At 61.1% G+C, this 26,003-nt stretch carries 24 protein-coding genes and 2 pseudogenes; 19 read left to right on the top strand and 7 right to left on the bottom strand.

The window, feature by feature from the left end:
- The first annotated feature begins 3 nt into the window (after positions 1–3).
- From NKJ73_RS08360 to NKJ73_RS34215, 9 genes and pseudogenes are all read left to right on the top strand, one after another.
- Positions 4–819, top strand: a complete 816-nt coding sequence (locus NKJ73_RS08360) for an HpcH/HpaI aldolase family protein (protein WP_023676593.1) — start codon at positions 4–6, stop codon at positions 817–819.
- A complete protein-coding gene (locus NKJ73_RS08355) occupies positions 819–1,784 on the top strand; it encodes a hydroxyacid dehydrogenase (protein WP_352568986.1) in 966 nt (321 codons plus the stop codon). The genes NKJ73_RS08360 and NKJ73_RS08355 overlap by 1 nt, the downstream gene beginning before the upstream one ends.
- On the top strand, positions 1,774–2,898 hold the full coding sequence (locus tag NKJ73_RS08350; RefSeq protein WP_352568985.1) for a Gfo/Idh/MocA family protein: 1,125 nt from the start codon (positions 1,774–1,776) through the stop codon (positions 2,896–2,898). Before NKJ73_RS08355 ends, NKJ73_RS08350 begins: the two co-directional genes overlap by 11 nt.
- Positions 2,899–3,035: 137 nt before the next feature.
- Entirely contained in the window at positions 3,036–3,776 is a 741-nt protein-coding gene (locus tag NKJ73_RS08345; protein WP_352449986.1) for an ATP-binding cassette domain-containing protein, read from the top strand.
- Positions 3,769–4,869: an ABC transporter permease gene (locus NKJ73_RS08340; RefSeq protein ID WP_156937342.1), complete on the top strand. Its 1,101-nt coding sequence runs from the start codon at positions 3,769–3,771 to the stop codon at positions 4,867–4,869. Before NKJ73_RS08345 ends, NKJ73_RS08340 begins: the two co-directional genes overlap by 8 nt.
- Positions 4,870–4,927: 58 nt before the next feature.
- Positions 4,928–5,932, top strand: coding sequence for a substrate-binding domain-containing protein (locus NKJ73_RS08335; RefSeq protein ID WP_023676588.1), 1,005 nt, complete (start codon positions 4,928–4,930; stop codon positions 5,930–5,932).
- A 210-nt stretch (positions 5,933–6,142) separates the two neighbouring features.
- Positions 6,143–7,192 carry a Gfo/Idh/MocA family protein gene (locus NKJ73_RS08330; protein ID WP_352449985.1) on the top strand — a complete coding sequence of 350 codons (1,050 nt, stop codon included), beginning with the start codon at positions 6,143–6,145 and terminating at the stop codon, positions 7,190–7,192.
- A gap of 312 nt (positions 7,193–7,504) precedes the next feature.
- A pseudogene (locus NKJ73_RS08325) lies at positions 7,505–7,983 on the top strand (IS66 family transposase); the annotation flags it as partial.
- A gap of 654 nt (positions 7,984–8,637) precedes the next feature.
- Positions 8,638–8,979 (top strand): transposase domain-containing protein, encoded by a 342-nt coding sequence (locus tag NKJ73_RS34215; RefSeq protein ID WP_502894573.1) that lies wholly within the window; start codon positions 8,638–8,640, stop codon positions 8,977–8,979.
- A 680-nt stretch (positions 8,980–9,659) separates the two neighbouring features.
- On the opposite strand, the gene NKJ73_RS08315 is transcribed toward NKJ73_RS34215, so the two are convergent.
- The 6 genes from NKJ73_RS08315 to NKJ73_RS08290 all read right to left on the bottom strand — a co-directional run bounded on the left by NKJ73_RS08315 (position 9,660) and on the right by NKJ73_RS08290 (position 16,039).
- Entirely contained in the window at positions 9,660–9,920 is a 261-nt protein-coding gene (locus tag NKJ73_RS08315; RefSeq protein ID WP_352568984.1) for a pyocin activator PrtN family protein, read from the bottom strand.
- Positions 9,921–10,947: 1,027 nt separating this feature from the next.
- Positions 10,948–12,003, bottom strand: a complete 1,056-nt coding sequence (locus NKJ73_RS08310; protein ID WP_352568983.1) for a lipocalin-like domain-containing protein — start codon at positions 12,001–12,003, stop codon at positions 10,948–10,950.
- Entirely contained in the window at positions 11,993–14,401 is a 2,409-nt protein-coding gene (locus tag NKJ73_RS08305) for an ABC transporter permease (RefSeq protein WP_352569003.1), read from the bottom strand. Before NKJ73_RS08305 ends, NKJ73_RS08310 begins: the two co-directional genes overlap by 11 nt.
- On the bottom strand, positions 14,401–15,057 hold the full coding sequence (locus NKJ73_RS08300) for an ABC transporter ATP-binding protein (protein ID WP_031211739.1): 657 nt from the start codon (positions 15,055–15,057) through the stop codon (positions 14,401–14,403). The genes NKJ73_RS08305 and NKJ73_RS08300 overlap by 1 nt, the downstream gene beginning before the upstream one ends.
- Positions 15,058–15,428: 371 nt before the next feature.
- Entirely contained in the window at positions 15,429–15,614 is a 186-nt protein-coding gene (locus NKJ73_RS08295; protein ID WP_023676578.1) for a DUF3606 domain-containing protein, read from the bottom strand.
- A gap of 50 nt (positions 15,615–15,664) precedes the next feature.
- The gene (locus NKJ73_RS08290; protein ID WP_023676577.1) at positions 15,665–16,039 is read right to left on the bottom strand and encodes a DUF1488 family protein; all 375 of its coding nucleotides are present in this window, start codon (positions 16,037–16,039) and stop codon (positions 15,665–15,667) included.
- 413 nt (positions 16,040–16,452) lie between these two features.
- Here NKJ73_RS08290 and NKJ73_RS08285 point away from each other — a divergent pair, with 413 nt between their 5' ends.
- The 6 genes and pseudogenes from NKJ73_RS08285 to NKJ73_RS08260 all read left to right on the top strand — a co-directional run bounded on the left by NKJ73_RS08285 (position 16,453) and on the right by NKJ73_RS08260 (position 21,327).
- Positions 16,453–16,890, top strand: coding sequence for a hypothetical protein (locus NKJ73_RS08285; protein WP_023676576.1), 438 nt, complete (start codon positions 16,453–16,455; stop codon positions 16,888–16,890).
- Positions 16,891–17,530: 640 nt separating this feature from the next.
- Positions 17,531–17,845: a co-chaperone GroES gene (locus NKJ73_RS08280; protein ID WP_352568982.1), complete on the top strand. Its 315-nt coding sequence runs from the start codon at positions 17,531–17,533 to the stop codon at positions 17,843–17,845.
- Positions 17,846–17,894: 49 nt separating this feature from the next.
- Positions 17,895–19,538, top strand: a complete 1,644-nt coding sequence (groL, locus tag NKJ73_RS08275; protein ID WP_023676574.1) for a chaperonin GroEL — start codon at positions 17,895–17,897, stop codon at positions 19,536–19,538.
- A 42-nt stretch (positions 19,539–19,580) separates the two neighbouring features.
- Positions 19,581–19,655: pseudogene (locus tag NKJ73_RS08270) on the top strand (NADH-quinone oxidoreductase subunit D-related protein); the annotation flags it as partial.
- 49 nt (positions 19,656–19,704) lie between these two features.
- Positions 19,705–20,070 carry a 4a-hydroxytetrahydrobiopterin dehydratase gene (locus NKJ73_RS08265; RefSeq protein WP_023676573.1) on the top strand — a complete coding sequence of 122 codons (366 nt, stop codon included), beginning with the start codon at positions 19,705–19,707 and terminating at the stop codon, positions 20,068–20,070.
- 189 nt (positions 20,071–20,259) lie between these two features.
- The gene (locus NKJ73_RS08260; RefSeq protein ID WP_352568981.1) at positions 20,260–21,327 is read left to right on the top strand and encodes a cyclic nucleotide-gated potassium channel; all 1,068 of its coding nucleotides are present in this window, start codon (positions 20,260–20,262) and stop codon (positions 21,325–21,327) included.
- Between the two features lie 349 nt (positions 21,328–21,676).
- On the opposite strand, the gene NKJ73_RS08255 is transcribed toward NKJ73_RS08260, so the two are convergent.
- Positions 21,677–22,588 (bottom strand): phosphatase PAP2 family protein, encoded by a 912-nt coding sequence (locus NKJ73_RS08255; protein ID WP_352569002.1) that lies wholly within the window; start codon positions 22,586–22,588, stop codon positions 21,677–21,679.
- A 340-nt stretch (positions 22,589–22,928) separates the two neighbouring features.
- Between NKJ73_RS08255 and NKJ73_RS08250 the strand changes: the two genes are divergently transcribed.
- The 4 genes from NKJ73_RS08250 to NKJ73_RS08235 all read left to right on the top strand — a co-directional run bounded on the left by NKJ73_RS08250 (position 22,929) and on the right by NKJ73_RS08235 (position 25,993).
- Positions 22,929–23,246 (top strand): ArsR/SmtB family transcription factor, encoded by a 318-nt coding sequence (locus NKJ73_RS08250; RefSeq protein WP_352568979.1) that lies wholly within the window; start codon positions 22,929–22,931, stop codon positions 23,244–23,246.
- Positions 23,243–23,725, top strand: coding sequence for an SRPBCC family protein (locus NKJ73_RS08245; RefSeq protein ID WP_254818127.1), 483 nt, complete (start codon positions 23,243–23,245; stop codon positions 23,723–23,725). Before NKJ73_RS08250 ends, NKJ73_RS08245 begins: the two co-directional genes overlap by 4 nt.
- 347 nt (positions 23,726–24,072) lie before the next feature.
- Positions 24,073–25,470: a magnesium transporter gene (gene mgtE, locus NKJ73_RS08240; RefSeq protein ID WP_502894205.1), complete on the top strand. Its 1,398-nt coding sequence runs from the start codon at positions 24,073–24,075 to the stop codon at positions 25,468–25,470.
- Between the two features lie 136 nt (positions 25,471–25,606).
- Positions 25,607–25,993: a MerR family transcriptional regulator gene (locus NKJ73_RS08235; protein ID WP_023676566.1), complete on the top strand. Its 387-nt coding sequence runs from the start codon at positions 25,607–25,609 to the stop codon at positions 25,991–25,993.
- The last annotated feature ends 10 nt before the right edge of the window (positions 25,994–26,003 follow it).

Raw genomic sequence — 26,003 nt, 5'->3', positions numbered from 1 at the left:
GCCTTGATCAAGAACGAGCTCAAGCAGATCTGGGCCGAAGGGCGGCCCACGATCAATGGCTGGCTTTCGATCGGCAGTCCATTCACCGCCGAGATCATGGCCGCGCAGGGCTATGACAGCGTGAGCATCGATGTCCAGCACGGCGCGCTCGACTATTCGATGCTGCTTCCGATGTTCCAGGCGATGCGTGCATCCAGGGTGGTGCCCATGGCGCGCGTGCCGTGGCTGGAGCCGGGCATCATCATGAAGGTGCTGGATGCCGGCGCCTATGGCGTGATCTGTCCCATGATCAACACACCGGAACAGGCGGCTCAGCTCGTCAGCTACCTGCGCTATCCGCCGGCCGGCCAGCGCAGTTTTGGGCCGACGCGTGCCAACTTCTCGGCAGGTGCCAACTACGCGGCCGAAGCCAATGACGAGATCCTGGCTTTCGCCATGGTCGAGACCGCCGAGGCGATGCGCAATCTCGATGCGATCGCCGCAACGCCAGGGCTCGACGGCATCTATGTCGGTCCCGCAGACCTGACCTTCAGCCTGCACCAGGGGCGTCTCGCGCCGTCCTTCGATCGCGAGGAGCCTGACATGATCGCCGCTCTGCGGACGATCGTTGCAGCCTGCAAGAGGAACGGCAAACGCGCCGCGCTCCATTGCGGCACGGCCGACTACGCCGCACGTGCCATCGAATGGGGTTTCGACATGACCACCGTGTCAGGCGACTCCCGCCTGCTCGCAGCGGCGGCCCAGGCGTGTGTTGCCCGCTTTCGCGAATTGACCGGCGCGAAGCCCGCCTCTCTTGAAGCCGGCAAGGGAGGCTATTGATGCCGCACGTTCTGGTCGCCGGAAAACTTCATCCGAGCGGCATCGAACTTCTCGATGCGTCGCCCGGCGTCACCTACGACTATGTCGAAGATGTCTCCGAACCAAGCTACGCACCTCTGATCGGCAAGGCCGATGGCCTCGTCATTCGCACCCAGCCCTTGTCGGCTCCGACCGTCGCACGCGCCGAGAGGTTGAAGATCGTCTCGCGCCATGGCGTCGGCTACGACGCTGTGGATCTGCCTTCTCTCAACGAACGTGGTATCGCGCTGGCGATAGTCGGCGATGTGAACTCGGTGTCGGTGGCCGAGCACGCCATGATGCTGTTGCTGGCGGCAACCAAGCGGCTGATCCGAGCGGATCGTTCGGTGCGCGGTAACGAATGGGGTTGGCGCAACCGGCTGGAGCCAAGCGAACTCTCGGGCAAGCGGCTTCTGATCCTCGGGTTCGGCCGGATCGGCCGCCACCTGGCGCGCATGGCGGCGGCATTCGGCATGGACGTGCGTGCCTATGATCCATTCCTTGAGAGGCAAGGCTGGCCGGAGGGGCCGGTCGCGCCGGTGAGCGATTTGCAAACGGGACTCGCCTGGGCCGATGCGATCTCCGTCAACGTACCCAAGGCCGAGCGCCCGGTGATCGGCCCCGTGGAACTCTCGGCGATGAAACCGACTGCTGTTCTCATCAACACAGCGCGGGGCGGCATCGTCGACGAGGCGGCGCTGATCGCGGCGCTGCGAGCGGGGCGCATCGCAGCGGCCGGTATCGACGTCTTCGACGATGAACCACCCGCCGCGGACCATCCGCTCTTCGGCTTCGACCAGGTGATTCTGACGCCGCACATTGCCGGGCTCACCGCCGAGTGCGGCGAGCGCATGGCAATCTCGTCCGTGCAGAACGTGCTCGATTTTTTCGCCGGGCGGATCGACTCAGCGCTGGTGGTAAACGGAGCCGAGTTGAATGGCCGGTGAAAAACCTCAACTCAGAATCGGCCTGATCGGCACCGGCTTCATGGGCAAGACCCATGTGTTCGGCTTTGCTGCCGCACAACGTGTCTTCGATCTTCCCTACGAACTGGTGCTCCACACGGTTGCGGACAGAACCGAGGACCTCGCCGCGCAGGCGGCGCAGGCCTTGGGGTTCGCGCGGGCGAGCGGGGACTGGAGGCGTCTGGTCGAGGACCCGGAGATCGATATGATCGATATCACGGCGCCGAACGGCTTCCACAAGGAGATGGCGCTCGCCGCCATTGCCGCCGGCAAGCACGTCTATTGCGAGAAGCCGCTGGCGCCCCTTGCGGCGGATGCCCGACGGATGGCCGAGGCGGCGGAAGCGGCCGGCGTCAGGACGCAGGTCGGGTTCAATTATCTCTGCAACCCGCTGCTCGCGCTGGCGCGGCAGATGATCCGCGCGGGCGAGTTGGGCGAGATCCGCAGCTATCGCGGCATTCACGCCGAGGACTACATGGCGGATGCGGAAAGCCCATTTACCTTCCGGCACGATCCTGTCGGCGGTGGCGCATTGGCGGATCTGGGCAGCCATGCTCTGGCCACGGCGGAGTTTCTGCTTGGCTCGGTGGAACGGGTCCTCGGCGATTCCGTCACCGTCATAGCGAGCCGTCCGGATGGCCGAGGCGGGCGCCGGACCATCGAGGTCGACGACATCGGTCGCGCATTTCTGCGTTTTGCCAATGGTGCATCCGGCAGCATCGAAGCGAGCTGGGTCGCCACCGGCCGCAAGATGCAGCACGATTTCGAGGTTTATGGCACCAAGGGGGCGCTCGTCTTCAGCCAGGAGCGCTTCAACGAGCTGCATTTCTACAGCACGGCCGATCCCGGCGGCCGGCGTGGCTTTCGGCGCATCGAGGCCGGTCCGGATCACGATCCCTATGGACTCTTCTGCGTCGCATCAGGCCATCAGCTCGGCTTCAACGATCTGAAGGCTATCGAGATTGCGCGGTTCGTCGATGCGATCGCCGGGAAGCGAGACGAGTCTTTCGGCTTCCGGGCCGGCCAACGCATCCAGGAACTCGTGGAGGCAATTCAGGGCTCGGCCCGGGAGAGCAAGTGGCTGCGAACAGACTGATGCGAGGGAGAGTTGGTCGCCGCCCCGCATGCGTCTGAAATAAACATTGCATGTTTGTACATTTTGCAATATAGATTGCAGCCGGAGAGAGGTACGTCGGCTGAGTGCTCAAGTCGACGTCGCACAGGGAGGAGAATGTGTCTGTGCTGGACGTACGAAGCGTCTCGAAAAGCTTTGGTGCTATCCGCGCCTTGTCAGATGTTAGCTTCGCGGTTGCTGCCGGCGAGGTGGTTGGCCTGATGGGCGACAACGGTGCCGGCAAATCGACCATGGTGAAGCTGATTGCGGGGAACTTCCCACCCTCCGACGGCGAAATCGCGGTGGACGGCAAGGTTTGCCATTTCCACAAGCCGATCGAGGCACGGGGCGAAGGGATCGAGGTCGTCTATCAAGATCTGGCCTTGGCCGACAATCTGACGGCCGCCCAAAATGTCTTTCTCGGCCGCGAGATTAAGAAGGGGTTTTGGCCGCTCCGCGTGCTCGACAAGCAGGCGATGATCAACCGCTCGGCAAAACTGTTCGCGGAGCTGAAGTCGGAGACGCGGCCGCGCGATCTGGTCAAAAAAATGTCAGGCGGCCAGCGGCAGGCGGTCGCCATTGCCCGCACCCGGCTATCCAACTCCAAGCTCGTGCTGATGGATGAGCCGACCGCGGCGATTTCGGTCCGCCAGGTAGCCGAGGTGCTGGAGCTGATCCGGCGGCTCAAATCGCAAAATGTGTCGGTAATGCTGATCAGCCACCGCATGCCCGATGTGTTCGCGGTCTGCGACCGCATCATCGTGCTGAGACGCGGCTCGAAAGTGGCCGACAAGGCGACGGAGAAGACATCGCCGGAGGAGATCACCGGCCTAATTACGGGAGCGATCCGTGATGCATAGCCAGAGCGACATGCTGAAGGAAGGCCATGCGTCCATCGGTGATGTGGTCGGCATAATAGAGCAGAGCGTTTTCCAGAAGATGATCGCCAGCCAGGCCTTCTGGGTCGCGATCGCGCTTTTCGTGTTGGTGGTCTTCATGACGTGGCTGGAGCCCAGCTTCGGCACGGTCGACAACGTTACCAACACCACCCGCAATTTTGCACCTATCGCCATCATGGGGCTGGGCATGACGGTGGTGCTGATCACCGGCGGCATCGATCTGTCGGTCGGCTCGGTGATGGGGCTGGTCGCGATCGTCGCCGGCCTGCTGCTCACTTGGCACCAGCCTTGGTATGTGGCGTTTGGCGCGGGTCTGCTCGCAGGCATCGCCTGCGGAGCCTTTAACGGTTTCTTCGTGGCCTATATCGGCATGCCGTCCTTCGTGGTGACGCTAGGCATGCTGTCGATCGCGCGCTCGCTGGCGGTCGTGCTGTCCGGCAACCAGATGCTTTACCAGTTCGGACCCGATGCGCCGATCGTCAAGGCCATCGGCCAGGCCAAATGGCCGAGGCACACGCCTGACGGCTGGGTGCCTCATTGGATCCCGGAACTGTCCTCGCAGTTCTGGGTGATGGTGATCCTCGCGCTCATCGTCGGCTCCGTCTTCATTTTCACCGCCTGGGCGCGCCACCTCTTCGCGATCGGCGGCAACGAGAACGCCTCGCGGATGACCGGCGTCCCCGTCGACTGGATCAAATTCCAGGCCTATGTCTTCTGCGCATTTACCGCATCGATCGCGTCCCTGCTGCTGCTCGGCTACAGCGGCTCGGCCATCAACGCGATGGGAACCGGCTACGAGTTGAGGGTGATCGCCGGCACCGTCATCGGGGGGGCCAGCCTGATGGGCGGCTACGGAACCGCGTTTGGCGCTGTGATCGGTTCGGCCTTCCTCGAGGTCATCCGCAACGCGCTGCTGATGGCCGGGATCGATTCGAACTGGCAGGGCGCCTTTGTCGGGGCCTTCATCATTCTTGCCGTGCTTCTCGGCATGCAGACCTCGGGCAAGTCGCTGCGGGCGACGCTGGAGGGTATGTTTACCTGGAAGCGCAAATAGAATCCGGCGGCCGCAAGCCGTCGGGGATAGTGGACGTCAAAACAAAGTGGAGGAACAGGTGAAAAAATACATTCTGACGGCGGCCGTGGCGTTTTCCGCGCTGATGGCAGGGCAGGCCTATGCCCAGCAGAAATACGTCTTCGCCCTTGTGCCGAAGAACATGAACAATCCTTTCTTCGACCAGGCTCGTGACGGCTGCAAGAAGGCCGAAGCCGAATCCAGCGGCGCGATCGAATGCATGTATATCGGCCCCGGCGAGCATGGCGGCGGCGAGGAGCAGGTGCAGATCGTGCAGGACCTGGTGGCCAAGAAGGTCGACGGCATCGCCGTCGCCCCGTCGAACGCCGCGGCAATGGCCGTCGCGCTTCAGGCCGCCAAGGAAGCGGGCATTCCCGTGCTTACCTGGGACTCGGATGTGCTACCGGAGAACAAGGACCTGCGTGTCGCCTATATCGGCACGCACAATTACGAAATTGGCGTCAACCTCGCCAAGATCGTGCAGACCATCAAGCCGAAAGGCGGCACCATCTGTATCCAGTCGGGCGGAGCTGCCGCGGCCAACCACAATGAGCGCATGAAGGGTATACGCGATACGCTGGCCGGCAAGGAGTCGGCCGCCTCGCCAGGTGATGCCCTGACCGGCCAGAACGGCTGGACGGAAGCACCGGGCTGCCCTCTCTATACCAACGACGACTTCCCTCTGTCGGTTCAGCAGTTCCAGGACTTCATGGCGAAGACGCCAAACCTCGACGCCTTCGTGCCGACAGGCGGCTTTCCGCAATTCATACCGGATGCGAATCGCGCTGCGGTCGAGCCGTACAAGGATAAGATCGCCAAGAAGGAGCTGGCTCTGGTCGTCGCCGACACGCTGCCGGTGCAGATGGACCAGATGAAGGAAGGCCTGTCGCTCGGCCAGGTCGGACAGCGGCCGTTCGAAATGGGCTACAAGACCATGCTGGCGCTGAAGGACATCAAGGACGGCAAGCCCGCGCCGGCCGACCCGACCTACACCGGTCTCGACGTCTGCACCCCCGAAACCGCCGACACCTGCATCGGAAAGTAGGCGGGGGGCGCAACTCTGCGGCGGGCGAGGGATGACTCTTGCCCGCCTTTGCCCCTGAGAGGCGACAACAGACCCATCGAGCGACTGGCTCAAATCGACCGCTGCCGTCAGGCCTCAGAGACGCTCCGCTGGCCACGGCGTGACCATTTTTAGACGAGTGCCGGGAGTGATCCCATTCGGGAGGAGCAATTGAGAAAGATACGATATGCCGTGGTGGGCGCGGGCTGGATCACACAGGAAGCCTTTATGCCCGGTGTGTCCCAGACCGGAAACTCGACAATCACGGCGATCGTCAGCGGCTCGGCCAAAAACGCCGCCAAGCTCGCCGAATTCTACGGCGTGGAACACGTCTTCAGCTATGAGCAGTACGACCAGATGCTCGCATCGGACGTCGCCGATGCAGTTTACGTGGCATTGCCGAACTCCATGCATGCCGACTATGCGATCCGAGCCCTGAGAGCCGGCAAGCACGCGCTCGTTGAGAAGCCGCTGGCCACGACCGAGGCGGAATGCGAGGCGATGATCGCCGCCGCCAATGAGAGCGGAGCGTACCTGATGACGGCGTATCGGCTGCACAACGAGCCCGGCACTGTCGAGGTCCTGGAGCGCATCCGCAGCGGTGAGATCGGCGATCCCCGCATCTTTGCCGCGGTCTTCTCCTTCGTAGCGTCGTCCGACAATCACCGCCTCAAGGCCGCCTATTGGGGCGGTCCCTTGCAGGACATCGGCGTCTACTGCCTGAATGCCGCGCGCCATATCTTTGCCACTGAGCCGATCGAGGCAGTCGCGGTAAGGAGTTTCGGCAGCGCCTCAGTCGGGGAGGTAGAGGAAAGCATTGCCGTGACGTTGCGCTTCCCCGAGGGCCGGCTTGCGCAGTTCATTGCCAGCTTCGGCGCGGACAATTCGGATTTTTACCACGTGGCCGGAACGAAGGGGAGCGTAACGGCCGACCCTGGCTTCCGTTTCGAGACTGCCGTGCAAATGAAGCTTCGGCATGGCGACATCAGAACCGAAAAGACGTTCCCGCAGACAGACCATTTCGCCGGACAGACCGCGTATTTCTCCGACTGCATCCTGAATGCACAACCGCCTGAAGCCGACGGTGGAGAAGGATTTGCCGACGTGCGCGCCCTGCTTGCCATTGAGCGCGCCGCCAGCACCGGTCAGCCTCAGAAGATAGACACGCCGGCACGGCAGGTTCATCCTACTGCGGATATGATCCGCATCTTGCCTACAACGGACCAGCGGCTGCTTCTCTGACGCGCTTTCGCCCGCGGAGCCGGCCAGGATTCATTGCGAGAAGCGTCTCACGAAACGGCATCGCGTACCGCGTTGTACCGTGCAACCGTTCATGCGGAGGCAGTCACGATCTTGTTTCCGAACGTGCTCGACGGGCTGCGCTGGGTGAAATTCATCCAGGCGGCCGCCGACTCGCACGAGGCCGGAAAAGCCCGGACAACCGGCTGGCTTGACTGAACGCATTGGAATAATACGGAGGTCAACTTGAGTATACGCGTTGGAATTGTCGGCGTAGGGGTAATGGGTGCGGATCACGCGCGGATGCTCGCATCACCTCAAGCCCGGCTTGCCGCCCGACGGGAGCATTCCGCCCATCATCGCTGCCCTGAAACCATGGTTCGAAAAGCAGCTATCGATGATCTCCTCCGGCTCTGGCCTGGCCGAAGACATCCGTTATGGGCTCGGCCACTGGCAAGGCCTGACCCGCTTCCTGGACGATGGCCGCCTGGAACTCGACACCAACCCGGTCGAAAACGCGATCAGGCCAGTATGCCTGACCAGAAAAAAATGCCCCGTTTGCAGGTCACGAAGTCGGGGCCGAAAATTGGGCGCTGCTCGCCTCCATCGCCACCTGCAGGCTCAACGACGTCAACCCGGTCGCCTACCTCGCCGAAACCCTCGATGCCATCATCAACGGCCATCCGCAGACCCAGATCGAGGAACTCATGCCCTGGCAATTCCGGAAAACGTCAAGCCCAAATCCACAGGCGATCCGCGAGGCGCTCACCCTAAGTTTATCATTGACGGTCTGACTTGACGTCTGGCCCGAGGGCGGCGTTCGCTACTATTCCGAAACTTAAGGTTTCGCCCTACCGCGTAATTGGGGTCGGCTGTCTTAAGAGGGCCGCTGCCCACGGTGCCTACTTCTTAACGCATTGGCGGACTGGTGCGGCCGAGCAAACTTCGCCCACGCCGCAGTCCAGGTCGCGTGAACAAGGTTTCGGCATTTGCGGTGGCTCCAGCGTGACGAAGGGCGTCCTCGGCTCTTCCCCCGGTCTCGCCGTTCTCGGGAGGAAGGCGCCGGGATCACCGAGCGACTTCACATATCGATAGAATGACCGAATGTCGCTCTCCGGCATGACGCGAACGTTGTACCAAGGCATCGGCGGCAATGTGCGAAGTGTCTTGATGTAGGTTACATACCCGTCTTCGCTAAGGTCTTGCGCGCTCCATCTCAGATTGCTTGCATAGGTTGTGCCCCACGGCCCCCGCCAACCTATTACTTTCCCTCTCAATGCCTTGGTGGGGTCGAGTGCGCCTTCGGCTTCCCTGTAGCCGTCAGTATGGCAGTCGTGACAGCTGCCGATGATGGAAACCAGCCGTCCTCTCTCGACAGACACCTCCTCTGCCGCAAACGCTGCCCCCGATGCTGTCAATATTGCTGAGCCAACCAGGAGCTTAATGAAGTGCATGGTAGCCTCCAGCGCCCTCACACCGCTCGCTCAAAGCCAATAACAACGTCGAGACTTTACCACAATTTTGAAAGTTGGGGTGGGGAAAGCAACGGATCGTTGGAGGCAATAGTCCCTAAGAGGCTCCTGGGACACTGTCGACAATCGCAGCACAGCACTACGTTCGACAACTGGGCGCTGCTCGCCTCCATCGTGGCCACCTGCAGGCTCAACGACGTCAACCCGGTCGCCTACCTCGCCGAAACCCTCGACGCCATCATCAACGGCCATCCGCAAACCCAGATCGAGGAACTCATGCCCTGGCGATTCCGGAAAACGTCAAGCCCAAATCCATAGGCGATCCGCGAGGCGCTTACGCTTCCACCGCAACGGTCTCGCTGCCTTCGCCCCTGCGCACCGAGATCAATTCGGGTCTGTCGCGAGGAACGGCCTATCCCGCGGACTGGCGTCCTCGCTTCACCGATGCCCATCGCCTGCAGGCCCAGGCCTGGATCCATTCAATACTCAGCGGAATTCCGGCCGGAGCAAGCTGCTGGACGGATACCGGGCTGCAATCGCCGCCGAGGCGGGTCTGCAATCACTATCAGAAGGGCGAAAGGCAGTTATTGGCGCAATGAGTAAGCCAGAACTGTACAAATAGCTGACGGCATTTGAATTCATAATGACCTCGGCAGCCGACTAATAATCTTCTTTTTCAGGCCCCTCCCGTCAGCGTGTTCCACGCAGCCGGTGCGCTGCTTCGGCTCGTCGCAGGGACACGTGCGTGTTCTGTAGGATCATTTCGCGAAACGCCTCGTTTGATACTGCAAAGTTGTACCATCGTGTCCAACATCAGATGGGACGCAGTCCCAACAAACATGCAGTTCAGACAGTCGATTACGCGTCTTTGTTGAAGTGGTTCTGTACCAAATGCAGTACCGGCCTTGAAACGGTTGATCCAGTTCGTCGCTCATCAGGCCATAAGCGGCGGGCGGCTGTGTACGGCAGGGCTGAACGAAACCCATCCACGTCTCTCGCTACTCCGTGAGACCCCTCATTTCCTTTCTTGCAGCCTCGGCACGGAACTCAAGGTATTTGGCCAAATCGGCGAGATGGACGCCCTTGGCACACTTCTGACTGTCCTCGATCCGCACGAGCGGAAGGGCAATTTCCCCCATGGAAATCTTTCGGACCAACTTCGGCGGCGTCAGGTGGGAGAAATAGTCTCGGCAGACCTCATCGATCGGGATGATGGCCTTGCCACCATACTGAGCCATCAAAAGCAGTGCTGTGTTCATTCCAGGTTGCTATCCCTGTTAGGAGCTTGGCAGACTAGCAAGCCGCCCAACGGGTTCAACGGCCGGGCAGGGGCGCGCGTGCAAAAGGGTGGGCGCGACCTAAGCAACGGCCGGGGCGTTCAAGTCGCTAGAGGGATACCGCCAATACAGTGCTGTGACCGAGTTCGTTTGCTGACGGGCTTCTTAATCGGCGCAAATCGGTCCGACTCCAACCTCCGCAACCAGTTCCAGCATAAATCACTAATAGTCGCGATCTGATCAAAGCCCCGCCGGAAAAAACGGCAAGGCTTTTCCCACGGCAGGTTTGGCGAAGCGCGGAAGGGCACTCTGCCGCCCAGAGTAAGCGGCCTGCATGGTGAAGACGAGAGGGACGCTTTTCCAAGCGCGGAGTTCGAATCCCTCCGAGCCCACCAAGTCGCCTCCCTGCAATGCTGGCCTGGACCTGTCAAATCGTCACGTTAATGATGTCGGTATCGGTGGTTGCGTGTCCCCGCAACCACTTCTGTCATAGTACGATAACCGTCTCGGTCTAACCGAGGCGGTTTTTTCGTGTGGCGAGTTTGAAAATGTCTGGATTGCGTGAGGCCGTGAGGCCGGGCATTAAGGCGCATATTTTGCGGGAAGGCCTTCATGAACCTCAATCATCGGCAGAATGCGCCGTGCAGCGTAACCATCCGGTGTGGACCGCGGCAGACGCCGTTTCGCGTGTTAGACTGCTTGGCATGGAGATCGACACCGACAAGATTGACGCGTGCAGCGGTGGTGCTTCGACGTAGAAATCGGAAAACACGCTCGCGGCAACTCTGCACTACGCGGATGCGCGCCCATCTCCGGCCACGCAACATCGATCCGCAATTCGGAGCCATGTAGTGGTAGGTGGCGGCGCAGGACCGCTACATCGCCAGAGCCATTACCTGAGATAGTGGGTTTGAGGTGGTGGTAGAGGGAAGGGCGCTGGAAACTAACCTTCTCCATTTTCGGCAATTCGCCAACCGTCGCGATCTCGCGATTGAGCAGTGTCCTCCAGTCACTCATAGCCTGTCATCTCGAGATAGCCGCGCCCGGCATGGGTGCCCTCAAATCGGATCGGGCCTTCCCAATAGGGAGAGCGTGTGTCCATCCAGGCTTCTGGGTTTAGCGTCCGGATGGTCACATCCACTCCGTTTTCCGGCAATTGCACCCTCCAGCGGATCGGCACGCTACGTCCCGCGACTGCCGCCGTTTCGAGCGGCGTCACCCTTAGCGCGCCGGGGGCCTGCGGCTGCGGCCTGCCGTCGGCCTTGATCCATGTGGCCGATGTAAAGCCCGCGCCTCCGTCGCGCAGGCGAAAGCCCATCATCTTTTCGCCGCTGTCGAAATGCAAGGAGAACCAGTCCCACCCGGTCTGATCCTCAGCCAGCGGCTGCGAGGACCATTCGTGGTCCAACCACGCCTGACCGGACACCGCGATCACGCCCGCCGGAAGGGTCAGTGTACCGGTCACGTGGTAGAATGGTTGCGAGTAGTAATAGCTCGCCTGCCCCTTCTCGGATTTCACCGAGTAGCCCTGCACTCCCTGCGGCACCAGAGGGCCTTTGGCGTCCAGTGCCAGTTCGTAGGAAAACGCCTGTCCCGCCGCGTGCAGATCGAGCGCCGACAGCGCATCCGCCTCTGGCAGGGCCCGACCTGCCATCTGCCAGTTGTCAATCCAGGCCGCAAAGGGTGCAGCCGAAACCCCCGCCTGGCCGATGCCGCCCCGTGCCAGCCGTTCGGCCACGAATTGGTGCGTTCGCGTCGTCAGCCCGGCATGGCCCATCCAAAGCTGCGGACTGGACCAGCCGGACCGCTCCACCGGGGCCAGGGCGGATCGGAAAAGAGTCCATTGCACGCCATAGTCCGCTCCATCCGCAGCTTGCAGGTTGGCCGTCAAATACCACCATTCGATCCGGTAACCGGGGTGCGGGCCGTGGTCTGCCGGAAAGTTGAATGCAGTCCCCGGCTGCGGCACTGAAAACCCGTCAGCCTCTGTGCCAAGCCCAGCAAAACCCTGGCCAAAGGCAGGTGCGGCCAAGCTCATGTAGATCAGCAATGCTCTAACGCTCATGTGCAAATACCTTCAGCAAATCCGATGGCGAAAGACGCGCCAGCCGCCAGGCAGGCACGGCGGCTGCAAGTCCGGCCGCCAGCAACGCGAGCGCCGCCAGCCGCGCCCAGTCACCGGGAAAAAGGTGCATCGGCAGACGCCAGCCAAAAGCCTCCACATTCACCACCGCCAGTAGAACAAAGGCGAGCCCGATACCTACAGGCAGAGCGGCCAGCATGGTCAAGGCTGCCAACAACAAGCCGCGCCAAAGCTCCAGCCATACGAGGTGGCGGCGGGGCAGACCCATGGCCCAGACCGGCGCCAGTTGCGGTAGGCGCATCCCCGACAGGGTCATGAGGCTCGCAAACATCGCCAGCCCCGCGACTCCCAGCGTCAGCACATTCAGCGCGGCTGTCACTCTGAATGTGCGCTCAAACACTTTGAGCGAAAAGACCTTGATCCCGGCCTGGTCAATCACGTTCTGCGCGGGCAGCCCGAATTCCGCCCGCAAACCCGCAGCCAGTGCTTCGGCCTTGCCAGGGGCAATCCGAATGGCATAGCGCAGGCGGGAGACGTCAGGGTAGTGCCGGAGCAGTGTGTCGATCCCGATGATCACTTGGCCGATCGGGTTGCCATAGTCGGCATAGACGCCGACGATGCTGGCCCGCCAGCCACCGGGCAGCGTGATCTGGTCCCCTAAGCCCAACTCCTGGCGCCGCGCCAGTTGTTCGTTGATCAGGGCGCCGTCGCCTGTGGCGATCCGGTCCCACACCCCCGGCACTGCAGAGAGGATCGGCCAGTTGTCGCGATAGGTGCCATGATCGGCCACGCCGTATATTGCCGCGGGCTGGCCTGCGACCCGGCCCTCAATGCTCCAGATCGGCAGGACCGCGTCGCTGCGCTGGGCCAGCCAGTCGCGTATCGCCGTGGCCTCTGCTTCGGTGCGGGCGGTCACGTAAAGCTCTGAGGCGAGACGCTGATCGAGCCAGCCGGTGAAGGTCAGCCGAAAGCTCGACACCATCGTGCTGACGCCCACATTGACGGCCAGCGCAAGCAGCAGTGCCATTAGCGCCAATGACAGGCCGGGAAGCTGTTGACGCGTGTCGGCCCAAAACCATTCAGCCAATGGTCCACGCGCCAAGCGGCCGCCAAGGTGCAATATCCCCGTCAGCACGAGCGGCAGCGCCAGTGCCGCCCCCAACAGCAGTGCCGCCAGAAGCGCAAAGCCCGCCTCGAGGCCGGATCCGAAGTGTGCAATTCCCGCCGCCGTCAACAGGAGCACCATCGCAGCCACGCCTTGCGCGCGCAGGGCCCGCTCCGAAGCCCGCGCCCAGGCCCGAGGCTGGGCCGGCGCAAGCAGCGGCAGGTGCCATAGCCGCCAGAGGCTTTGTGCGGCCGCTACCAGCGTGCCGATTACCGCGATCGCCAGCCCCGCTGCCCACACTGCGGGGCGGATCGACAGCGTTCCCGGCACATCGGCCCCGTAAAGTCCGCGCAGGGTGGCGGCGACGTCGGGCAAAAGGGCCGAGGCGACTACATAGCCAAGTGCCACGCCCACCAATCCCGCGAGGAGGGCGAAGATCAGCAGCTCGGCGATCAGCAAAAGGACCAGCACGCGGGCCGGCAAGCCCAGTGCGCGCAGCGTGCGAAACACCGGGCGGCGCTGTTCAAAAGCCAGACCGATGGCGGAATGCACGATGAAGAGCCCCACCGCAAAGGCAAGAAAACCGAAAGCCGTCAGGTTCAGGTGAAAACTGTCGGTCAGCCTGGCAAGATCCCCCGTTTCACTCGGCTCGCGCAGGGTCAGGCCGGGGGCTGTCACCTCTAGAGGGGTACGGCCAATCGGTTGGTCCGGCCAGAGCAAAAGACGAGAGATCTTGTCCTTTGCCCCAAGCAAGACCTGCGCCTGCCCGATGTCGGTGAGGACTGTGCCAGGCGGCAAACCCTCGGCCACGCGCACGGGAGGTGTTGCTTGCTCGGTTAGTCGTGCCGCGGTTTCCGGAGTTGCATAGAGCACCCCGGGCGCCGTGATGAACGGCAATAGCTCATCACCCACTGCAACATCCACCTGCTGCGCCTGCGGCGGCAAAGTCAGTGGGTCAATGCCGAGGACGCGCAACCGCACATCCCCAAACCGCATTTCACCTTCAATCACCGGCGAAGCCAGCCAGCCTGCTCGCCGCAGTCTCACAAACACCTGTTGATCCATCCGGGTCCCGTCCTCACGCACCAGTTGCGCGAGCCGGTCCTGCCCAAGGATCGCCGCTGCACGGTCATAGCTCGCCCGCGCCTCACCGTTGATCGCCTGAATCGCTGACCACAACGCCGTTGCCAGCGATAGCCCCAAAAGCAGCATCGCCAGTTGGACAGGCCGCCTGCGCCAATGCGACAAGAGCGCTGACAACCCGGTCCACACCATCAAGCCAGCCGTCCCGCGTGCAGGTGAACGTGGGCGTTCAGCCGGTTTGCCAGACGGTTGGAATGGGTAACCATTAACAGGGCGGCACCCGTTTCAGCCACCAGCGACAGCATAAGATCGAGTACAGCGTCCCCTGTTGCCTCATCGAGATTGCCCGTGGGCTCATCGGCCAAAACCAGCCGGGGCCGAACGGCTAGGGTCCGCCCAATCGCCACCCGCTGTTGTTGCCCACTCGACAGCTGTTCAGGGTAGCGCGTTAGGACCTTGGCCAGGCCCAGCCGTTCAGCAAGGACCTTCAGCCACGCCGGATCAGGACGGCCGGCAAGTCGAGCCTGAAAGGCAAGGTTGGCTGCCACATCAAGCGAAGGGATCAGGTTGAACTGCTGGAACACAAGTCCGACTGTTCCCCGCCGCAGGGCGGCAAGGGCCGTATCGTTCAGCCCCACAATATTGGTACCGCCAAGGTGGATTTCTCCCGCATCAGGGCTGTCGAGCCCTGCAACGAGGTGCAAAAGCGTGCTCTTGCCGCTGCCAGACTCGCCGGTCAGCGCAAGGCTCTTGCCCGCCTCCAGCGAAAGATCGATCCCGTGCAGAACATGCAACGGCCCTTCGCCAGTGGGGTAGAATTTGTCGATCTGGTCCAGCCTCAGCAGCATGTTACTCCCCGGAGGCCCGCGTGCTTCTGACACGGCATGCCAGTGAAATAGCGCCAAACAACGACCCCTTTCATACAGCCTCCAAACCCACTGCCTTAATTGGACAATGGTTTTCTTCAGAGGCTCGCGTTTTGCATCTAACGCGACCTCCACTTGGAATTCGATGTACAATTACGATCTAGAGCGGTTCTCAGCTAGGCGGGATAGGCGTTGACCGTGCCGTCGCAACTCACTCTCCAAACGGAACTGGAGCGCTGCCTTCAATTCCTCAGCAGTGCCGATGCCGTTGCTGAAAAGCGCCATGATTATGCCTGCAGCCTGGTCACACTCAGGCGTGCTTGGCTCTATGCCAGCCTCACGGGAATACGCGATCAAACCTTTCGAGCAAAGAGTTCCTCTTCGATCTTTGCGCGGTTGTTTCCATACTTTTTTACCAGCCTGAGGGCATCAGCCCGTTCGAGATGGTGCTTCTTCATGAGGTACCCGACTTCATAGTCTTCGCCACCGTCGACCCGTGCTCTGTCTTGCGGACCACGCTTTGACTTGTCGTCTGCCATGACAACCTCCATGGGCGATCGCCTCGCCCAAACGTGTCAAGGATAATCCTCTAATCGACGGGGACAAGGACGTAGTCGCCAACCATGTCGAAACCGCACAACTCCGCGGTCGCAGGGATAAGCCGATCCCTTACGGGGAACGCTTTGCTCGTCCGCCGTTCGAAGCGTCGAGGTCTTCTGGGCTGGTACACGTTCTTGCGGCCGTGGGAGGAAGCTTTCCGCGCGACATCACGAATGGAGTCCCTTGATGCATCGAAGGTCGCCAAATAACCCGCTTCGGCTGTGGCTGCTTCCGGTTTTGCGTTCGCGAGCGCTTCAATCTCAATCAAGAACGGCATTTCAAACATGCCATCGTAGCCGAGAAAATGGAGGTATTGTCCGGCCTCGTCGTAGCTGCGGCTTCGGTTCGGAAAAGTCAGCGCCAAGGTTGAACATACCTCAAGCCGTCAAGAACCGCGTAGCGAACGTCTGTTGCAGGCTCGCGGCCTTGCGTCTCTTCGCATTGTGCGCGTTCAGAATTACGGCGGTTTCGAAGCTAAACTGCCACTCGCTTGATCCCGCTGCCCGGCCAGCGATGGAGCTGGGCTACTCCAGCACAGACTCTGCCCGTCGATCACCTCGATCGGCACGGACTCCAGACCGACATCGTCGAACAGCCGCGCATTTGACCGCGTTCGCCAAATTAATGGCCGGATCTTTGCGAAGCCTCCGCATTTTCGTGGGGGGGAAGCCCTCCCAGCATCATCGTGATTGGACTTCACGATCGGTTGGAGTCACGCTGGCCGCAGGCATAAGAAGGATATGGGTGGACCAACTATCGTCCGAATAGGAGGCCAAAATGAAACACCAGACGCTCGAGCAACTGCAGATCGTCGCCGAGATCGATCAGGCCTACCCGCGCCAGGCCATGTCGCGCAGCGAGCGTCTTGAACACTGGGCGGAGCTCCTTGAACGGAACCCTGACCGGCGCCTCTCGACGCTGCACCAGACCGAGTATCAGCCGGTTAGAGCACGCGGGGCCATGCGCGGCGACGGCTCGCCGATCTCAGTCGCTTTCGAGAATCCTGTCCTCCGCGCCGCCGGGTTGGAAAACGACAACTACGGCGAAGCGAAGCGGTTCTTCGAACTGACCGACAGGCAATTGCATGAGATCATCTGCTATTGCCATTTCGGCGCGACGGTGACCGCCGCAACGGCCGCCCGTCACATCCGTGCGGCGATTGCCGGGAGACAGCCCGGCATGTTCGCTCGGATGCGTGAGGCGTTCGTCGGATAAAGCCAGCGCCGTTTCGCAGCATCATTTTTGAAGCGGCTCGCATGGAAAGCCGCCGCCGTAGCGCGGGCAAGCGCTCCCCACGCGGGGAGGCTGCGTTGCATGAGGGGGTGCGGCTTTCCGCAGGAGCACGCCGACGCCCCTCCTGCATCTTTTCCATCCGAACCGGAAAGATCCCAATGCTGCCAGTACATCCGTGGTCAGCGCCGTGGTTCAAAGGCTCGAACAGAGCGACATGCGCGCCGGATAAGCGCTATACATTCGCTGTCGAAAATTCGGTGCTTCATGGTGGGTCGAAGGTCGCGGACCTATGTCGATCGGGACCGGGAAAGCCAAATCGTGCCAAATTTTCGCGAACTGTATATATCTCTCGATGCACATTCAATCAAGGCTCGATAGGTTTGTCTCGTAATTGCGGATTAATATAGTCTGTTGTCGGCAAAATTAAGAGGGATGAATTACAATAAAATTGCTTATGGCTCCGCCTTTCGGACGGCCAAAAGCGCCGGTAAAAACGACTGATTTCATTTCAAATATTTTCGGTTTGAGGAATTAAAAATTTGGCACTCCTATCATTCGAGTGCCAAAGGGGCTATGTTAAGTGTTGCAGTCGCTCTATGTGCGGCGGCAGAAAGAACCCCCAATGAAATTCCGGCCACTCCACGACCGCGTCGTCATTCGGCGCGCGGAAGGCGATACCAAACCCAAGGGCGGGATCATTATTCCCGACACCGCCAAGGAAAAGCCTCAGGAAGGCGAAGTGATCGCCGTGGGCCCGGGCTCGCGTGACGAGAGCGGCAAGCTGATCCCGCTCGACGTCAAGGCCGGCGATCTCATCCTGTTCGGCCAATGGTCCGGCACCGAGGTCAAGATCGACGGCGAGGACCTCCTGATCATGAAGGAGAGCGACATTTTGGGCATCGTCGAGAAGATCAAAGCGGCCAAGAAAGCCGCCTGACCGGGCGATTTCCGATCCCGCAATTTCAAGACTGAACTGGACGTAAATCATGTCTGCCAAGGAAATCAAATTCGCTACCGATGCCCGCGACCGGATGCTTCGCGGCGTCGAAATTCTGAACAACGCCGTCAAGGTGACGCTCGGCCCCAAAGGCCGCAATGTCGTCATCGACAAGGCCTATGGCGCGCCGCGCATCACCAAGGATGGTGTCGCCGTCGCCAAGGAAATCGAGCTTGCCGACAAGTTCGAGAACATGGGCGCCCAGATGGTGCGCGAAGTGGCCTCGAAGACCAACGACCTCGCCGGCGACGGCACGACGACAGCCACGGTGCTGGCCGCTTCCATCCTGCGCGAAGGTGCCAAATTCGTTGCCGCGGGCATGAACCCGATGGATCTCAAGCGCGGCATCGATCTTGCTGTGGCTGCTGTGGTGAAGGACATTCAAGCCAGGGCCAGGAAAGTCAAATCTTCGGACGAGATCGCCCAGGTTGGTACGATCGCCGCCAATGGCGACGCGTCGGTCGGCGCCATGATCGCCAAGGCGATGAACAAGGTCGGCAATGAGGGCGTGATCACCGTCGAAGAAGCCAAGACAGCCGAAACCGAACTCGATGTCGTCGAAGGCATGCAGTTCGACCGTGGCTATCTCTCGCCCTATTTCGTCACCGATGCCGAGAAGATGCGCGCGGAGCTGGAGGACCCTTACGTTCTCATCCATGAGAAGAAGCTCGGCAATTTGCAGGCGTTGCTGCCGATCCTCGAAGCTGTGGTGCAAAGCGGTAAGCCGCTGCTGATCATCTCGGAAGACGTCGAAGGCGAGGCGCTAGCAACGCTGGTCGTCAACAAGCTGCGCGGCGGCCTCAAGGTCGCAGCCGTCAAGGCGCCAGGCTTCGGTGACCGGCGCAAGGCGATGCTGGAAGACATTGCCGTGCTCACCGCCGGCCAGATGATTTCCGAGGATCTCGGCATCAAACTCGAGAACGTCACGATCGACATGCTCGGGCGGGCTAAGCGCGTGCTCATCGAGAAGGATACGACGACGATCATCGACGGCGCCGGCGAGAAAGCCACCATCCAGGCGCGCGTCCAGCAGATCAAGTTGCAGATCGAGGAAACGTCCTCGGATTACGACAAGGAGAAACTCCAGGAACGTCTCGCCAAGCTGGCTGGCGGCGTTGCTGTCATTCGCGTCGGCGGCGCGACCGAGACGGAAGTCAAGGAAAAGAAGGACCGCATCGATGATGCGCTGAACGCCACTCGTGCAGCCGTGGAAGAAGGCATCGTTGCCGGCGGCGGTGTTGCGCTTTTGCGCGCCAAGGCAGCTTTGACTGAGCTTACTGGCGCGAATGCTGACATGACGGCAGGTATTTCGATTGTGCTGAGAGCACTTGAAGCGCCGATCCGCCAGATTGCCGAGAATTCCGGCGTTGAAGGTTCGATCGTCGTCGGCAAGCTCTCCGACAGCAAGGATCACAATCAGGGCTTCGACGCCCAGAACGAAGTCTATGTCGACATGATCAAGGCCGGTATCGTCGACCCCGCCAAGGTCGTTCGGACGGCCCTGCAGGATGCCGGCTCGATTGCCGCGCTCCTGATCACCGCTGAAGCAATGATCGCGGACATTCGGCAGAAGGTTTCGCCCGCTATGGGTGGCGCGGGAGGTATGGGCGGAATGGGCGGAATGGACTACTGAGCGGCGCCTGAAACTATAGCCAGGACGACGGAAGGCCAGCGACGCGGGCACATGCGAGCCGATATCTCGGCGATCATCGGTTCGCTCGACATCGTGTTCGGGGAGATCGATCGATAGGCTCGTCGCTGTCGTATTTGCTGCTAAAAATGGTCTTGGAGACAAGAACATGACCGACACTCTTGCCGAGAAAACATGTACGCCTTGTCGCGGCGGCGTCCCGCCGCTCACGCGTGATGAAGCCCAACGCTTCCAGGCACAGGCTCCTGATTGGGAGCTGGGTGACGATGCCCACCGCATCCAGCGGAGCTTTCGATGCCGCAATTTCCGGGACGCGCTCACCCTTGTTCAGGAGATCGGTGAGCTCGCCGAAACCGAGGGCCATCACCCCGACATCAGCTTCGGCTGGGGTTATGTGACGGTTTCCCTGAGCACCAAGAAGATCAAAGGACTGCACGAGAACGATTTCATCATGGCGAGCAAGATCGATCGGATGCTCGATCGCGCGGGGCGGCCCCTCGACCGCCAACGGTGACACGGCAAATCCATTGCCAATCAAGTGAGGTCGTTTATGCCACACATCCGTCGAGGGGCAGCTCGATCTCGACCCTGATCGGATGGTTCATGGCCTATGGTCCAGCGACGATCGCAGCGAAAATAAGCACCTTTGCGCTTGCCTTGAAGGCATCCTATTCTGGAGGGTAGTATCCGCTCGGGGCATAGAATGTCGGTACTGCCTTCCTTAAGAATTTGCGCGCCGCTCAACGCGGTGCTGGCTGCGACTGGGCTTGTGGCGGTGGCTACGCTCACGACACCGGACCTGTCCGGACGAAGCAGACTGGCTTTGGCTGCCGTGCTCGCAGTCATTTGGGGCGTCTATCTCCTGGAATTGGCCGAGAAACTGCTCAAGCGCCGGGCGGGAGACGTTCGGGACAGGACGCCGGCAATCGCCATTGATGTGCTCGCGGTTTTGGTTCCACTCGCCGCATTTCTGCTCGTCGGCACGCCCGACCGGAGCCTCTACTGTGCTGTCTGGCTGCTGAAACCGCTGCGCGATTCAACTTTCTTCCCGCTGCTGGGCAGAATCCTGACCAACGAAGCGCGCAACCTGATCGGCGTCGCCACGGTCTTCGGCATCGTTCTTTTCGGTTTTGCGCTCGCAGCCTATGTCATCGAGCGCGACGTCCAACCGCAACAGTTCGGCAGCATCCCCCAGGCAATGTGGTGGGCCGTGGTCACGCTGTCCACCACCGGCTATGGCGACGCTATTCCGGAAAGCTTCGCCGGCCGCGTCCTTGCCGGGGCGGTCATGATGAGTGGCATCGGCATCTTCGCGCTCTGGGCTGGCATTCTTGCCACCGGCTTTTATCAAGAAGTCCGTCGCGAGGATTTCGTCCGCAATTGGCAATTGGTCGCCGCCGTGCCGTTGTTTCAGAAGCTCGGCCCGGCCACACTAGTCGAGATCGTGCGCGCATTACGACCTCGCATCGTGCCGGCGGGCGCTGTGATCTGCCGCAATGGCGAGGCCGGTGATCAGATGTTCTTCGTCGTGGAGGGGCGCGTCAGCGTCGCGACGCCGAACCCGGTGGATCTGGGCCCTGGCGCCTTCTTCGGCGAGATGGCGCTGATCACCGGCGAACCGCGCTCGGCGACCGTCAGCGCCACAACGGTGGTCTCACTCCTGTCGCTACACTCGGCGGATTTCCAGATGCTGTGCAGCAGCAGCCCGGAGATCGCGGAAATCATCCGCAAGACCGCGCTCGAGCGGCGCGGCGCGGCGCCTAACGGTTGACCGTATTAGACTAGGTGTTCGTCAGGAGGAGGATGTGATGGCAAGGCTGCCAGCTGCCTGCCGATGGTGGCTGGCTGGAACTACATGCTTTGCCGCTGCCGAACCACCCTCAATACAAATCGCCACGGAATCGTGGAAAAATGCTTTAAAATCAACGCGGGAGGCGTTGCGGCGCTGCATCTCGACCGCACCATTAAATTCGAAAGCGGAATCTCTTGCCCGTTGAATTCGAGCACGGCAGGGAGCGTCCTTGTCGGGGCACGTGCTGTTTGCCTGATTGCGGTCGCGAGTTTGGCTTATGCGAAGTGGGCATCGGCGGGCATGGCCATCTATCGAAAAGCGCACATAACTATTCGCGCACCAGGCGTCCGGTCGCCCACCAGATCACCGATACAACAACGATCGATGCGTAGCCGTCCACGGCATAGTGCCAGCCAGTGAACACCGATCCGTACAGGATCAGGGCTGCAAAGGTCCAACCCAGAACGCCAAGCCAGCGATTGATCGATGACAGCAAATAGGCGTTCAATGCGGCAAAGGCGACATGCATGCTTGGCATGGCCGAGATGCCGCCGCCAAGACTTGCCCGGCCGCTTTGGTAAGCCATCAGGAGATATGCCGCGGGTTCCCGCACCATGTAACTATGGTCCAGCCTGTCCAGGGCCGCATTCAATCCGTGGAAGCGATCCACGCCGACAAAGTGGTGGTAGTAAACCGGTCCGACCGATGCCAGCGCCAGGGCCAAGACCGTTCCGAGGACGGACAACGTCAGCGCTGCTGCGCAGAGATAGCGGATGCGGGCAATCTCGTCCGACCAGAGCGACACGAAAAGGATGGTGCCGAACCACTGGTAAAACCAAATGACTTCATAGCTGTTGAAGACGACGAACGACCAATTGTTGCTGTCGAGCTTATGGACGATCTCCCATGGCGGCATCCCGTGCAGCCATTCATCAGCATCGGCCAACCAGTTGTCGGCATAGTATGGGACGACGGACGGGATGGCGATCTTGTAGGTAGAGAACGCGGTCAAGCTGGCAAAGAAGAACAACAGCACCAGCAGACAACCGCGCCAGCGCCCTTGAACCAAATCCAGTGCGTAGCGAACCGGTTGCCGCCGGCCATGGATTAGCGCGGTACAGCAGACGCCCCCGATAAACAACACCGGAATGCCAACAAGAAACTTGTGAGAATAGATTAAAGCTGACGTATAGAATACTTCTGGATATAGTGCAGATGCGCCTAAAACGTATGTCGCCATGAACAAGGAGAGGCGCAATTGCCATATGGCGGAGGGCCTGTAGCGAGAGGCTTCCGTGGTTAGGGCCAAACCAATTTACCCGTTCTTAACGTTTCGCCGGAGAGACACATACACCGATAAGGTAAAAACCTTGCCGCCAGGTTTACTTTTCCCCGGTGGTCGACATTTGCCGGCTGGCCCGCATGCGGTGGATCGATTCCCTGAGCAGTCTTGCATCCGCATCGCTGTCCATGCCCCCGCGTCAAGGAATTGCCCCAGAGCCTCGAGCCGACCGGTTGCTTAAACACGGGCCCGCCACGCCCTCGGTTGACATATCATAAGTTTTAGCTTATCATAAGTCATGATTTATGATTATGCAGGAATGGTGGCCTTGGCCGATCCGACGCGCCGCAAGGTGTTCGAGCTCATCGCCGATCGGCCACGCTCGGTCATCGATCTGACGCGAGTGCTTCCGGTCTCGCAGCCGGCGGTATCGCAGCACCTCAAGGTTTTGAAGGAAGCCCGGCTGGTCCGCGCAGAGCCGAAAGGTGCCAGCAACATCTATCATCTCGACCCGCATGGGCTCGGCGAGATGCGCGCCTGGCTCGACCGCATGTGGGGCGATGCGCTCGGCGCCTTCAAACGGGAAGTCGACAACAGCAAGGAGAAGAGGAAATGACGACCATGATCAAGCCCGCGCCGGTCAGGAAGTCGGTGACGGTGGAGGTGCCGCTCGACAAGGCATTCGATGTGTTCACCACAGGATTCGGGCGCTGGTGGCCGGCTTCGCACTCGATCGGCAAATCCGCCCTGACGACCGCGGTGATCGAACCGAAAGCCGGCGGCCGCTGGTACGAGATCGGCGAGGATGGGTCACAATGCGATTGGGGCGAGGTTCTCGCCTGGGATCCGCCGTCCAGGCTGACGCTCGCCTGGCGCATTGGAGCCGGCTGGCGCTACGATCCGGCATTGCTGACCGAAGTCGAGATCCGCTTTGTCGCGCTCGGCGAGAACGCGACGCGTGTGGAACTCGAGCACAGGCTTCTGGAGAACATGGGCGAAACCGCAGAGGCGATGCGCGAGGCCTTCGAATCCGAGGGTGGCTGGAGCGGTCTCCTGGACCGCTATGCGGCTGAGGCCAAGCGCCACGCCGCCTGATCGGGAAGCCTTCCAGTCCAATACCAGCGAGGCCCTCGCACTGTCGGCCTCGCCGTTTTTGAATCAGTGTCGATCTGCCCATCTGGTTGACCGGGGGGGGATACGCTGCCCTTTACCTGCCGCCGCGAAGGTTTGCAGCGCCGCAGGTTTGTAGAACGTCCTCTCCTCCTACCATCCGGTATGCGCCGCGTCGTTTGGACGCGCGAACGGCGCTGTAGCAATTTGTCGTTGTGCATGGTCCTTTCGCAAAATCGATTCCGATTGTCAGGGTCATGCGTTAGACCTGACAGGCACCTTATCCGGAAATCCGATGGCGGGAGGCGCTGGTGGAAGGCCAGGACGAACAGATGACCGGCGCCAGGGCAGCCGAGGAGCGCCGCGCCGACATCTATGACGAGGACGGCGTCATCCTGTCGTCGTTCCTCGCCCAGATCGGTGCCGCGATCGCCGATCGCGATACGCTGACGCTGAAGCGTGAAGTCGACGATCTGCACCAGTCGGAACTCGGCCACCTGCTCGAGGCCCTGCACCCGGAACAGCGACGCGCGCTGGTCGAATTGCTGGGCAAGGATTTCGATTTTTCCGCGCTGACCGAGGTTGACGAGGCGATCCGCCGCGACATCGTCGACAGTCTGCCCAATGCGCAGATCGCCCAGGCGGTGCAGGATCTCGATTCCGACGACGCGGTCTACATTCTCGAAGACCTCGACCAGGAGGACCAGGACGAGATCCTGTCGCAGCTGCCGTTCACCGAGCGGATCAGGCTGCGGCGTTCGCTTGACTATCCCGAAGAGACCGCCGGCCGCCGCATGCAGACGGAGTTCGTCGCGGTGCCGCCGTTCTGGACGATCGGCCAGACCATCGACTACATGCGCGAGGACAACAATCTTCCCGACCGTTTCAGCCAGATCTTCGTCATCGATCCGAGCTTCAAGCTGCTCGGCGCCATCGACCTCGACCAGATCCTGCGTACCAAGCGCTCGGTCAAGGTCGAAGAGGTCATGCATGAGACCAGGCATGCCATCCCGGCCACCATGGACCAGGAGGAGGCGGCACGCGAATTCGAACAATACGATCTTCTGTCTGCCGCCGTCGTCGACGAGAACGAGCGGCTGGTCGGCGTGCTGACCATCGACGACGTCGTCGACGTCATCCAGCAGGAGGCCGAGGAAGATCTGCTGCGCATGGGCGGCGTCGGCGACGAAGAACTCTCGGACAGCATCTTTTCGACCTCGCGCTCGCGCGTGCCCTGGCTGCTGGTCAATCTTTTGACGGCTTTCCTGGCGGCCTCGGTGATCGGCCTGTTCGACCGCACCATCGAGCATATCGTGGCGCTGGCGGTGCTGATGCCGATCGTCGCCGGCATGGGCGGCAATGCCGGCTCGCAGACCATGACGGTCACGGTGCGGGCGCTGGCGACCAGGGACCTCGACATCTACAATGCCGGCCGCATCATCCGCCGCGAAATCGGGGTGGGCTTCATCAACGGCATCATCTTTGCCATCCTGATCGGCCTCGTCGCTGCTGCCTGGTTCCACGATCGCAATCTCGGCGGCATCATTGCGGCTGCGATGATCATCAATATGTTCGTGGCGGCTCTGGCGGGCATCCTTATCCCGCTGCTGCTCGACCGCTTCAAGATCGATCCGGCTGTGGCTTCGGCGGTTTTCGTCACCACGGTCACCGATGTCGTCGGTTTCTTTGCTTTTCTCGGGCTCGCCACATGGTGGTTCGGCGTGCGCTGAACGTCACCTCAATTGACTTTTACGTAAATGCCATGCGAGGCTTTGAAAGGTGCCTTGTCCGCCGATTCTGGTACGCGCCTGGGCGCCGGCGGCGGCCAGTTGGAACTCGCGGCGTGGCCGGGGCATTGGAGTGACGATGCGGGAATATTATTCGATCACGGAGCTGACCCGCGAATTCGACGTGTCGACGCGGACGTTGCGCTTCTATGAGGACGAAGGGCTGGTGCAGCCAGTAAGACGCGGCCGCACTCGGCTGTTCCGTCCGTCGGACCGGCATCTCATCCGCCAGATCATGCGCGGCAAGAGGCTCGGCTTCTCGATCAACGAGATCCGCGAAATCATCCAGATGTACAGGGAGCCGCCCGGCGAGGTCGGCCAGCTCAAGCTGATGATCAAGCGCATCGAGGAAAAGCGCGAGGATTTGCGCCAGAAACGCCGCGACCTCGAAGAGACCTTGGCCGAGCTCGACCAGGCCGAGGAATCCTGCGTCGAGCGGCTGGTGGAGCTCGGCGTCACCACGTAAGCCGGTGTCA

Origin of the sequence: Mesorhizobium sp. M0074, assembly GCF_040322975.1 — a bacterium.
In the GTDB taxonomy this organism is placed as follows: Bacteria; Pseudomonadota; Alphaproteobacteria; order Rhizobiales; family Rhizobiaceae; genus Mesorhizobium.
Note: the sequence above shows the minus strand (reverse complement) of the source record. Positions and strands in the feature narration are given on the sequence as shown.